The 11147-nt window shown below is 75.1% G+C and carries 9 protein-coding genes; 5 read left to right on the top strand and 4 right to left on the bottom strand.

The annotated features are described in order from the left end of the window. Positions 1-39: 39 nt before the first annotated feature. Positions 40-735 carry a metal-dependent transcriptional regulator gene (locus ACSNOC_RS25010; protein ID WP_436749832.1) on the bottom strand — a complete coding sequence of 232 codons (696 nt, stop codon included), beginning with the start codon at positions 733-735 and terminating at the stop codon, positions 40-42. 188 nt (positions 736-923) lie between these two features. On the opposite strand from ACSNOC_RS25010, the gene ACSNOC_RS25005 reads away from it, so the two are divergent. Further along, positions 924-1679, top strand: coding sequence for an SIS domain-containing protein (locus tag ACSNOC_RS25005; RefSeq protein WP_436749831.1), 756 nt, complete (start codon positions 924-926; stop codon positions 1677-1679). 5 nt (positions 1680-1684) lie between these two features. Here the strand turns inward: ACSNOC_RS25005 and ACSNOC_RS25000 are convergent, their stop codons facing one another. Beyond that, positions 1685-3064, bottom strand: a complete 1380-nt coding sequence (locus tag ACSNOC_RS25000) for a PAS domain-containing protein (protein WP_436749830.1) — start codon at positions 3062-3064, stop codon at positions 1685-1687. 426 nt (positions 3065-3490) lie between these two features. Beyond that, positions 3491-4114 carry a pyridoxamine 5'-phosphate oxidase gene (gene pdxH, locus ACSNOC_RS24995; RefSeq protein ID WP_436749833.1) on the bottom strand — a complete coding sequence of 208 codons (624 nt, stop codon included), beginning with the start codon at positions 4112-4114 and terminating at the stop codon, positions 3491-3493. A 209-nt stretch (positions 4115-4323) separates the two neighbouring features. On the opposite strand from pdxH, the gene ACSNOC_RS24990 reads away from it, so the two are divergent. The 3 genes from ACSNOC_RS24990 to ACSNOC_RS24980 are packed head-to-tail and all read left to right on the top strand — an operon-like array spanning position 4324 to position 6755. Further along, entirely contained in the window at positions 4324-5415 is a 1092-nt protein-coding gene (locus ACSNOC_RS24990) for a citrate synthase 2 (RefSeq protein WP_436749829.1), read from the top strand. A gap of 22 nt (positions 5416-5437) precedes the next feature. Next, complete coding sequence (locus tag ACSNOC_RS24985; protein ID WP_436749828.1) at positions 5438-6301, top strand: PhzF family phenazine biosynthesis protein; 864 nt, start codon at positions 5438-5440, stop codon at positions 6299-6301. A 58-nt stretch (positions 6302-6359) separates the two neighbouring features. Further along, the gene (locus tag ACSNOC_RS24980) at positions 6360-6755 is read left to right on the top strand and encodes a PPOX class F420-dependent oxidoreductase (RefSeq protein WP_436749827.1); all 396 of its coding nucleotides are present in this window, start codon (positions 6360-6362) and stop codon (positions 6753-6755) included. Between the two features lie 336 nt (positions 6756-7091). On the opposite strand, the gene ACSNOC_RS24975 is transcribed toward ACSNOC_RS24980, so the two are convergent. Further along, positions 7092-9917, bottom strand: coding sequence for an FAD-binding and (Fe-S)-binding domain-containing protein (locus ACSNOC_RS24975; RefSeq protein WP_436749826.1), 2826 nt, complete (start codon positions 9915-9917; stop codon positions 7092-7094). A 186-nt stretch (positions 9918-10103) separates the two neighbouring features. Here ACSNOC_RS24975 and ACSNOC_RS24970 point away from each other — a divergent pair. Further along, a partial coding sequence (locus ACSNOC_RS24970) for an ATP-binding protein (RefSeq protein WP_436749825.1) occupies positions 10104-11147 on the top strand: 1044 nt, incomplete at its 3' end.

Genomic DNA, 11147 nt, shown 5'->3' with positions numbered 1-11147 from the left:
GTGGTGGGCCTGCCGCCACGCGTGGCCGGCCCTCCCGATTCAGCCCTTCGCCACGAAGACGTGCATCGCGATGTGGTGCGCCAGCTCGGCGGCCTCCCCGCCGCTGCCGACCTGCACGCCGCCGCCCGCGCCGGTCGTCACGCTGACCGAGGCCCCCGGCTGCACGCCCGCCCGGCGCAGCGTGTGCATGACCTGCGCGTCCGTCTGGATGGGCTCCCCGATGCGGCGGACGATGACTGTCTTGCCGCCGTCCGTGTCCCGCAGATCGGTGAGGGCGACCATGCCCTCCCCGATGAACGGATCCGTCGTGCCCGCCTCGCCCAGCTCCGCCAGCCCCGGGATCGGGTTCCCGTAGGGGGACTCGGTCGGGTGGTTCAGCAACTGGAGCACGCGGCGCTCCACCGCGTCGCTCATGACGTGCTCCCACCGGCACGCCTCGGCGTGGACGTGCTCCCACTCCAGCCCGATCACGTCCACCAGCAGACACTCCGCGAGGCGGTGCTTGCGCATCACCCGCTGCGCCAGCCGGCGCCCCTCGTCCGTCAGCTCCAGATGCCGGTCCCCGGCGATGCTCAGCAGGCCGTCCCGCTCCATCCGCGCGACGGTCTGGCTCACGGTCGGACCGCTCTGCTCCAGCCGCTCCGCGATGCGGGCACGCATCGGGACCACCCCTTCCTCCTCCAGCTCCAGAATGGTGCGGAGGTACATCTCGGTGGTGTCGATGAGTCCGGACATAAGTGCCCCTCGATGTCTCGTGCGGTGGCCCTGCACCCAATTCTGACGCACGGCAGTGACAATCGTTCCCGCTCCGGGTGACGAGAAGGTCGCGCAGGGACACGGCAGCGGTCCGGACCCGGTCCGCACCCGGTCCACACCCCGTCCGCACCCTGGCCCATCCTGGTCCAGACCATTACCGTGTGGAGATGACCGAGACCACCCCGGCCGCGCGCTTCCTCGACGCGGCCATCGGCCTGCTGAGGGCCGCCAGGGACCGGCAGGGGCCGCGCGTCGCGGAGGCCGCCGCCCTCGTCGCGGACACCGTGGCGGCGGGCGGCAGGCTCTTCGCCCACGGCGCGGGCCACTCCGCGCTCCCCGCCCAGGACCTGGTCCACCGGGCGGGCGGCCTGGCCCTGGTCAACCTGCTCGCCGTGCCCGGCACCACCGGCGTCGACGTCTTCCCGGCCACCCTCGGCAGCGCCCTCGAACGTGTCGCGGGCCTGGCCCCCGCCGTCCTCGACAGCAGCCCGGCCGCCGCCGGGGACCTGCTGGTCGTCGTCTCCCTCTCCGGGCGCAACGCGCTGCCCGTCGAGATGGCCGCGCACGCCCGGGCGCGCGGGCTCGCCGTGATCGGCGTGACATCCGTCGCCTACGCGGAGCGGACCGTCTCCCGCCACCCCTCGGGCACGTTCCTGAAGGACCACTGCGACGTCGTCCTCGACACCGGCGTCCCGGTCGGGGACGCGACGCTGACCAGCGCGGACATCGGCGCCCCGTTCGCCCCCGCCTCCACGGTCGTCGCCTGCGCGCTGCTCCAGGCCGTCGTCGCCGAGACGGCCGGGCTCATGGCGGCGCGCGGCACCGAACCGCCGCTGCTGCGCTCGGCCAACGTGGACGGCGGCGCCGAGTGGAACGAGAAGGTCGTCGCCGCGCACGCCGACCGCATCCTCTGGCGCCGGTAGGGCGGCTACACGCCCGGGACCACGTTCCCCAGGTCGATCGCGGCGCCCACGCGCAGCGCCACGTCCTCCGCGTACGCCACGTCGGCCCGGTCGAACGGGCGGCGGCCCGTGCCGCGCAGGAACGTCAGCACGCCCAGGCTGCGGCCCCGGCTGCGCAGCACCACGCACAGCGCGTGCCCCGCGTCCTCCGGCCACCGGTGCTCCGCCGCCCACCCGGGCCGCGCCAGCCCGCCGGTCGCGCGCACCGCGACGCAGCGCTCCAGCGCCTGGAGCGCCGGGTGGCCCGGCCGGTAGCGCACGGTCACGCCGTGCGTGGCCGACGTGCCGCAGAACGCGCCGGGGCTCTCCGCGATCCGGACCAGGCCCGAATTCCCCACGACGTCCAGCAGCGCGTACTCCGCGAAGCCCGCCAGCGCGTAATGCAGATGCAGTACGGCCGCGTCCAGCGGGTCCTCGCACTCGGCCGCCGCCCGCGTCGCGCGGGCGAGCTGGCTGTCGCGGAAGGAACGCCTCGCCTTGTCGCGGGCCGCCCGCCGGCACTCGGTGATGTCCTGGAAGAGCCACGCCACGCCGAGCGGCGCGGGCGCCGACGCGGAGTCGGCGGCCAGCGGCGAGCCCAGCCGCAGGAAGCCGCTGAGCAGGCAGCGGCGCGGCCCGCCCGGCAGCCCGCCGCGCCGGTCGCCCAGCGGGTCCTCCCGCGACCCGTCGTCGTGCAGCGTGATCCACAGCTCCACCGGGCTGCTCGGCCCCTGCGCGACCTGGGTCTGCTCCAGGGCGCCCTCCAGCTCCTCCAGCCCGGCCCCGAAGAACTCGGCCAGCGGCTCCCCCAGCATGTCCACCGGGGTGACCGCCAGCGCCCGCGCGGCCCGGTCGTTCACCGCGACCGTGCGCATGTCGGCGTCGACGATCACCATCGCCCACGCCGAGTCCGACAGCAGCGCGTGGCTCAGCGCCAGGTTCCGCTCCAGGTCCAGCCGCGCGTGCACCTCACCGAACGCGCAGGACACCCCCGCGGCGCGGCCCTCGGCGTCCAGGACGGCCGTCGTCTGCGCCCGCACCAGGACCCGGCCGCCGTCCCGGCGCATCAGCGCGAACTCGTGCACCTGGCGCGGGTCGGCGCGCGCGGCCGGGTCGAGGACGGAGAGGAGACGATTCCGCACGTCGGCCGCGTCGGCGTCGCGCGCGGCCCAGCCGTCGAGCCCGGCGCGACCGACGGCCTCCGCCGCCGACCAGCCGAGCAGCCGCTCCGCCTGGCGGTTCCAGTGGGTGACGCGGCCCGACGTGTCCACGGCGAAGAGGGCCGACTCCATGCCGTCGAGCAGGGTGGCCAGTAAGCGGCTGTCGGCGACGCGATGGTCGGACGTGGTCTCGGGATGTGAGGTCACCAGATACCCCCTGCACGGAGAAGAGCGCCGGTCGCTTGCGCCGGTCCATTCAACTCCATGGTGACGTCGGTCACATAGGGTTTCGTTAAATCTCGTTCCCGCCGGAAATTCTGTTGTGGTGCCCCCGGGGGGCCGCCTAACGTGCGGGGTACACGAGAAGGGAGGTGGTTCGGCGAATGAGTGACAACCGGACGCGTGAGGTGGCTGCGGCCTAGCGGCCGTCGTCCCACGAGACGTGGAGCCGGCGACGCCGTCGGCCAATTCCCAGCAGTCACCCGATCCGCGGGCCGCCGGTGACGTCCGGCCGGCTCCCCGGCGGGCGCGCGAGCGCCCCGTCGGGGACCAAAGGCCCGCGGATCGCTTTTCTGCGCCGTCCGCCCCGGCTGCCCCGTTCGCCCCTTCGCGGGGCCACGGGTCTCACGGGTCTCACGGGCAGAGCCGCTCCACGATCCAGCCCTTCCCCTGGCGGACGTAGCGCAGCCGGTCGTGCAGCCGGTTCTCCCGGCCCTGCCAGAACTCGACGGTCTCCGGCACCACCCGGTACCCGCCCCACTGCGGCGGCGCGGGCACGTCCTCGCCCTCCGGATACCGCTCCGCCAGCTCCGCGTAGAGCTGGTCGAGCTGGGCGCGCGAGGCCACCTTGGAGGACTGCTCACTCGCCCACGCGCCGAGCTGCGAGCCGTGCGGCCTGGTCCTGAAGTACGCCACCGTCTCGTCCCGCCCGGTCCGCCGGGCGCTCCCGGCGACGATCACCTGGCGGGCGATGCCGTGCCAGGGGAAGAGCAGCGAGACGTGCGGATTGGCGTCGATCTCGCGGCCCTTGCGCGAGCCGTAGTTGGTGAAGAAGACGAAGCCCCGCCGGTCGAACTGCTTCAGCAGGACCGTGCGGGAGCTGGGCCGGGCGGTGGCGTCGGCGGTCGAGAGCACCATGGCGTTCGGCTCGTGGAGACCGCTCTCGGCGGCGTGTGCGAACCACTGCTCGAACTGCTCGAAGGGGTCGGCGGCGAGGAACTTCTCGTCGAGCCCGGCGGCGCGGTAGCGGGCGCGCATCGCGGCGGGATCGAGCTGGGGACTGGGGAGGTTATCGGAGTTCTCGGCGTGGGACACGGCCCATATCTTGCAACATGCGGCTGACGGTGGCGGACGCACCGGATATCCGACCCGCGCTCCGCGGTCGGCGGACACCCGCAGTTAAGGTGACGGCCAGACTTACCGTGCTTACCCGTGCTTACCGTGCATAAGGCGTAAGGAGCAGCCAGATGTCCGAGTTCTCCCCCGGTCTCGAAGGGGTCGTGGCGTTCGAGACGGAGATCGCCGAACCCGACCGTGAAGGCGGCGCCCTGAGATACCGGGGCGTGGACATCGAGGACCTGGTCGGACACGTGTCGTTCGGCAAGGTGTGGGGCCTGCTGGTGGACGGGGCGTTCACGCCCGGACTGCCGCCGGCCGAGCCGTTCCCCATCCCGATCCGCTCCGGCGACGTCCGGGTCGACGTGCAGGCGGCGCTGGCCATGCTGGCGCCCGTGTGGGGCCTGAAACCGCTGCTGGACATCGACGTGGCGCAGGCCAGGGAGGACCTGGCCCGCGCCGCCGTGCTGGCGCTCAGCTTCGTCGCCCAGTCCGCCCGCGGCCCCGGCCTGCCGATGGTGCCGCAGCGCGAGATCGACAAGGCGACCTCCGTCACCGAGCGGTTCCTGCGCCGCTGGCGCGGCGAGCCCGATCCCCAGCACGTCAAGGCGCTCGACGCGTACTGGACGTCGGCCGCCGAGCACGGCATGAACGCCTCGACGTTCACCGCCCGCGTCATCGCCTCCACGGGCGCCGACGTGGCGGCGGCGCTGTCGGGCGCGGTCGGGGCGATGTCCGGGCCGCTGCACGGCGGCGCGCCCTCGCGCGTGCTGCACATGATCGAGGAGATCGAGCGGACCGGCGACGCCGAGGGGTACGTCAAGCGCAAGCTGGACGCGGGCGAGCGGCTGATGGGCTTCGGCCACCGCGTCTACCGCGCCGAGGACCCGCGGGCGCGGGTGCTGCGGCGGACGGCGAAGGAGCTGGGCGCGCCGCGCTTCGAGGTCGCGGAGGCGCTGGAACGGGCGGCGCTGGCGGAGCTGGGCGCGCGCCGCCCGGACCGGGTGCTGGCGACGAACGTGGAGTTCTGGGCGGCGATCATGCTCGACTTCGCGGAGGTCCCGGCGCACATGTTCACCGCGATGTTCACCTGCGCCCGCACGGCCGGGTGGTCGGCGCACATCCTGGAGCAGAAGCGGACCGGCCGCCTGATCCGCCCCTCGGCCCGCTACGTCGGCCCGCCGCCGCGCGACCCGCGCGAGGTGGAGGGGTACGCGGACTGAGCGCCGCGTAGGGTGCGGTCGCGTGGACTACACCTTCTACCTCGCGGACGTCTTCACCGAGCGGCCCTTCGGCGGGAACCAGCTCGCCGTCCTGCCCGACGCCCGGGGCCTGTCGGCGGACCGGATGCAGGCGCTGGCCCGGGAGTTCAACTTCTCGGAGACCACGTTCGTCCTTCCGCCCCGGGACCCGGGCCACACGCGGCAGGTCCGGATCTTCACGCCGACGACGGAGCTGCCGTTCGCCGGGCACCCGACCGTCGGCACGGCCGCCGTGCTCGCGGCGACCGAGCCGGGGGTCGGGCCGAGGCTGCTGCTGGAGGAGGGCGTCGGGGTCGTCACGGTCGACGTGGCGGGCACGCACGCGCGGCTGACGCTGAGGGCGCCGTACGAACGGCCCGGCCACGCCCCGGCGCCGCTCGCGGTGGCGGGCGCGCTGTCCGTGGCGGAGGACGACATCGTGGACTGCTGGTACGGCGGGGTCGGGCTGCGCTTCTGCTACGTGCGGCTGCGGGACGCCGGGGCCGTCGACCGGGCGGCGCTGGACCGGGCGGCGTGGGCGGCGGGCCTGGCCGCGGGGTGGGCGCCCGACCTGTACGTGTTCGCCGGCGACTTCCGGCCCGGCGGCCGGGTCCACGCGCGGGCGTTCGTGCCGGGCGCGGGCGTCGAAGAGGACCCGGCGACGGGGTCGGCGTGCGCCGGACTGGTCGCGAGCCTGCCCGGCGGGGCGGACGGCGACCACACGCTGGTGATCGACCAGGGCGTGCGGATGGGCCGCCCGAGCCGCATCGAGGCGACGGCCGTGACGGAGAACGGCCGCCTGACGTCGGTGTCGGTCGGCGGCCACACGGTGATCGTGGCGAAGGGCACGCTGACGGTGCCGGACTGAGCGGGACTGAGCCGGACTGAGCGGGAAGATCCGCGGGGGCGGGCGCGTTGGCCCGGACATGAGGGTGACGCTGGACGAGAAGACGCGCGAGCTGCTGGACGGGAAGAACTTCGCGACGGTCGCGACGCTCCAGCCGGACGGCGCGCCGCAGACATCCGTGGTGTGGATCGAACGGGACGGCGACACCGTGCGCTTCTCCACGACCGCGCACCGGCGCAAGGCGCGGAACCTGGAACGGGACGACCGGGTCAGCGTGACGGTCTTCGACCTGGCCAACCCCTACCACTCGGTGGAGATCCGCGGCCGGGCCGAGCTGACCGAGGACCCGGCGAAGGAACTGCCGCACCGCCTCTCGCACAAATACCTCGGCGAAGACCCACCCGCCGAGTCCCCCGACGAGACCCGCCTGATCGTGACGGTCCACCCGGAGAAGGTCATCACCTTCCGGGTCTGACCCGGGGGCGGCGTGCCCGGCGGCATGGGCGGTGGGCCCGGCCGAGGGCTGGGCGCCCGACCTGTACGCGTCCGCCGGTGAGGGCAGCCGGATCCACGCGCGGGCATCCAGGAGGACTCGACGGCGTACGCCGGGCCGTCCGCCGGCCGCACGCGGTCGGGAAGATCCCCGACGTGTGCCGGGACGCGGCACAGGTGCGGAGCGGGACGGGTCAGCGGGCGCCGCCCCGGCGGCGTGCGCGTCGCCGCGACCGGGCCGGACGGCCGGGGCGGCGCGCGGGTGTTCCGGGCCGGCGCGGGCGTTCGCGGCGTGTGCCGTGGTGACGGGGGGCCTTGCTCACAGGGCGGCGGCCAGGACTTCGGCCAGGTGCTGGGGGTGGGTGCCGGTGAGGTGGGTGAGCTGGGTGCGGCACGAGTAGCCGTCGGCCAGGAGGATCGTCCCGGGGGTGGCGGCGCGGATCGCCGGGAGGAGCTGGTCCTCCGCGCAGGTCACCGACACCTCGTAGTGGCCCTTCTCGAAGCCGAAGTTGCCCGCCAGGCCGCAGCAGCCGGTGGACAACGTGCCGGTCAGACCGGCCCGTTCGCGCAGGCGGCGGTCGGGGGCGTCGCCGAGGACCGCGTGCTGGTGGCAGTGCGTCTGCCCGGCCACCGGGCGGCTGACGCGCGGCGGGGTCCAGCCGGGGGCGTACTCCTCCAGCGTCTCCGCGAACGTCCGGACGCGGGCGGCGAGTTCGCGGGCGCGGGGGTCGGCGGGCAGCAGCTCGGGGAGGTCCGTGCGCAGGGCCGCCGCGCACGGCGGCTCCAGCACGGTGACCGGCAGGTCCGGCGGCAGCCGGTCCAGCGTGCGGCGCATCACCGCGCGGGCCAGGTCGAGCTGGCCGGTGGTGACGTAGGTCAGCCCGCAGCAGACCGTCTCCCCCGGCACCTCCGGCCGCAGTCCGGCGGCGGTCAGCACGGTGACGGCGGCGCGACCGGCCTCCGGGGAGAGGTGGTTGGTGAACGTGTCGGGGAAGAGCACCACCGGGCGGCCGTCCCCGCCGGTCTCCTTCCGGCCGCGCCACCAGCGGGTGAACGGCTGCCGGGCGAGGGGCGGCACGGTCCGCTCGGGCGCGATGCCGCCGAGGCGCTTGGCGAGCGCGGCCAGCGGCGGGACGCGCAGGGCCGCGTTGGCGACGGGCGCCAGGCGCAGCGCGGCGGTCAGCTCCAGCCAGCGCGGCAGCCGTCCCATCGCGTAGTGCGAGGCGGGGCGGCGGCGCCCGGCGTAGTGGTGGTGGAGGAACTCCGCCTTGTAGGTCGCCATGTCGACACCCACCGGGCAGTCGCTGCGGCAGCCCTTGCAGGACAGGCACAGGTCGAGCGCGTCGCGCACCTCGGCCGACCGCCAGCCGTCCGTGACGACCTCGCCGGTCAGCATCTCGTGCAGCAGCCGGGCGCGGCCCCGGGTGGAGTGCCGCTCCTCGCCGGTGGCGCGGAACGACGGGCACATGACCTGCGTCCCGGCCGCCGTCTCACGGCACTTGGCGACGCCGACGCAGCGCCGCACGGCCGTCGCGAAGTCGCCGCCGTCGTGCGGATACGCGAACGCGACGGGCACCGGCTCGCGCGGCAGCCCGGCGAACCGCAGGTTCTCGTCGAGGCGGGCCGGGCGGGCCAGCACCCCCGGGTTGAGGCCGCCGTCCGGGTCCCACACGTCCTTGAACCGGCCGAAGGCGGCGACGAGTTCGTCCCCGTACATGCGGGGCAGCAGCTCGGCGCGGGCCATCCCGTCACCGTGCTCGCCGGACAGCGAGCCGCCGTGCGCGACCACGAGCCCGGCCAGGTCCTGGCTGAACTCCCGGAACCGCGCGATGCCTTGGGCCGTCAGCAGGTCGAAGTCGATGCGGACGTGGACGCAGCCGTCCCCGAAGTGCCCGTAGGGCGTGCCGCGCAGCCCGTGGTCGCGCAACAGCCCCCGGAACTCCCGGAGATACGCGCCGAGCCGGGCCGGCGGCACCGCGCAGTCCTCCCACCCGGGCCACGCCTCGCCGCCGTCCCGCAGCCGCGTCGCCACCCCGGCGGCGTCCTCGCGCACGCGCCACAGCGCCCGTTGGGCCACCGGGTCCGTGACCACCGCGTGGCCCGTGGTCTCCCCGGCCGCCGCGCGGGCCAGCGCGGCGGCGCGCGCCCCGGCCTCGTCGCCGCTCGCGCCGCCGGTCTCCACGAACAGCCAGGCCCCGCCCGGCGGCAGGGTGCCGAGGGCGGCCGGGCCCACCAGGTCGGCGGCCATCCCCTCGACGGTCAGCGGCCCGTGCGGCAGCAGCCCGGCCGCCGCGTCGGCCGCCGCGCTCTCGTCCGGGTACCCGAGCACGGCCAGCGCCCGCGCGGCCGGCGGCTGGACGAGCCGCACGGTGGCCCGCGTCAGCACGCCGAGCGTGCCCTCGCTGCCGGTGAACGCGCGGGCCCAGTCCCGGCCCTTCTCCGGCAGCAGCTCGTCCAGCGCGTACCCCGAGATGCGGCGCGGCAGGTCGGGGAAGCCGGTGCGCAGCAGCGCGAGCCGGTCCGCGACCAGCTCCTCGACGGCCGCCCGCACGGCGGCCGGGACGCCCGCGCCGCTGTCGGTGCCGCAGCCGAGGCGGGCCCGTTCGCCCCGGTAGGTGAGGACGTCGAGGGCGCGCACGTTGTCGGCGGTGGTGCCCCAGGCGACGGAGTGGGCGCCGCAGGAGTTGTTGCCGATCATCCCGCCGAGGGTGCAGCGGCCGTGCGTCGACGGGTCGGGCCCGAACGTCAGCCCGTGCGGCACGGCGGCGGCCCGCAGCGTGTCGCAGACGACGCCCGGCTGGACGACGGCGGTGCGGGCGTCGGGGTCGACGGCGAGGACCCGGTTCATGTGGCGGGTGAAGTCCAGCACGACGCCGGTGCCGGTGGCCTGCCCGGCGATGCTGGTGCCGCCGCCGCGCGGGACCACGGGCACGCCGTGGGCGCGGCAGACGGCGAGCGCCGCCGCCACGTCGTCCGTGTCGCGCGGCGCGACGACACCGAGCGGGACCCGCCGGTAGTTGGAGGCGTCCATGGTGACCAGCGCCCGGCTCCCGGCGTCGAACGCGACGTCGCCGCGCACCTCCGCGCTCAGCTCGGCGGCCAGTCCGGCGGCCAGTTCCCGCGCCTCGTCCCCGTCCACAGCCATCCTCTCAGCCTGCCACGGCGCCGATCGTGGCACCTTGGGGATCATCCGTCACAATATTCACTTGTGCACGAAGATGCACAGAAGGAACACTCATCCCTATAACAGGCTTTGCCTGCGCGTTCGGGAACTCACCTATAGTGTTTCGGGATTGACAGCACTCCCCTCCCGTCCGCGAGGTCCTCGACGATGACAGCGCACACTCCGCCGGCGCGCCGAAGGACGGAACGCCCGCCCGTGCGGCAGGCACTGCTGGCACTCCTCATCTCCCTGGCTGCCACAGGAGCGGGCTGGCTGGCCGCCGTCTACTCGGCGCCCGAATCGTACGAGGACCCCCTCGCGTGGGGCGCGGGCGCGACGGCGGTCGTCGTGTGCGCGGCCGTGACGACCGCGACCTGGGGCTTCGCCCGGTACCGGTGGCTGCGGCGGACCCTGACCGAGCGCGAGGCGGCCGTCCAGCGGTTCGCGGACGAGACCGTGCCCGACGCGGTCCGGCGGCTGCGCGGCGGGGCCTCGGCCGAGGCGGTGCTGGCGGCCGTCCCCGCGCCGGACGACGACGCCACCGCCCAGGTCCTGCACACCCTGGTCTCCGAGGTCGGGCACGGCGAGGCGAGCAAGGCCGCCGCCATGGCCGCCTGCGCCAACGCGGCCGGCCGGATGCAGGCGCTGACCACCAGCATGCTCGCGGACCTGCGCGAGATGGAGCACCGGCACAGCGACGAGAACGTGCTCGGGGACCTGCTGCACCTCGACCACCGCACCGCCCAGGCGGGCCGGCTGGCCGACAGCATCGCCGTGCTGACCGGCGCCCGCTCCGGGCGGCGCTGGGCCAAGCCGATCGTGATGGAGAGCATCCTGCGCGGCGCCATGGGCCGCATCGGCGGATACCAGCGGGTGCGCCTGCACTCCACGCTCGACGTCGCCGTCGCCGGGCACGCCGCCGAGGGCGTGATGCACGCCCTGGCCGAACTCCTCGACAACGCCGCGAACTTCTCGCCGCCCACCACCGAGATCCACGTGTACGCGGAGGAGGTGCCGGTCGGCGTCATCGTGACCGTGGAGGACAGCGGTCTGGTGATGAGCGACGTGGCCCTGCGGCGCGCCGAACGCGCCGTCTCCGCCGAGCCCCTGGACCTGACGACTCTCTCCGGCACGCGGCTCGGCCTGGCCGTCGTCGGCTGCCTCGCCCGCAAGCACGGGCTGAAGGTGTCCTTCCGGCCCTCCGCCCGGGGC

Origin of the sequence: Streptomyces sp. URMC 129 (assembly GCF_051386415.1) — a bacterium.
Classification (GTDB): Bacteria; Actinomycetota; Actinomycetes; order Streptomycetales; family Streptomycetaceae; genus Streptomyces.
Note: the sequence above shows the minus strand (reverse complement) of the source record. Positions and strands in the feature narration are given on the sequence as shown.

Coding starts and splice junctions, on each gene's coding strand:
- pdxH (WP_436749833.1), bottom strand. CDS start 4,114: ATGCGCGCCCGCTACCGCGCCGCCGGGCTCGACGAGAAGTTCCTCGCC.
- ACSNOC_RS24980 (WP_436749827.1), top strand. CDS start 6,360: ATGAGGGTGACGCTGGACGAGAAGACGCGCGAGCTGCTGGACGGGAAG.
- ACSNOC_RS24975 (WP_436749826.1), bottom strand. CDS start 9,917: ATGGCTGTGGACGGGGACGAGGCGCGGGAACTGGCCGCCGGACTGGCC.
- ACSNOC_RS25005 (WP_436749831.1), top strand. CDS start 924: ATGACCGAGACCACCCCGGCCGCGCGCTTCCTCGACGCGGCCATCGGC.
- ACSNOC_RS24990 (WP_436749829.1), top strand. CDS start 4,324: ATGTCCGAGTTCTCCCCCGGTCTCGAAGGGGTCGTGGCGTTCGAGACG.
- ACSNOC_RS25010 (WP_436749832.1), bottom strand. CDS start 735: ATGTCCGGACTCATCGACACCACCGAGATGTACCTCCGCACCATTCTG.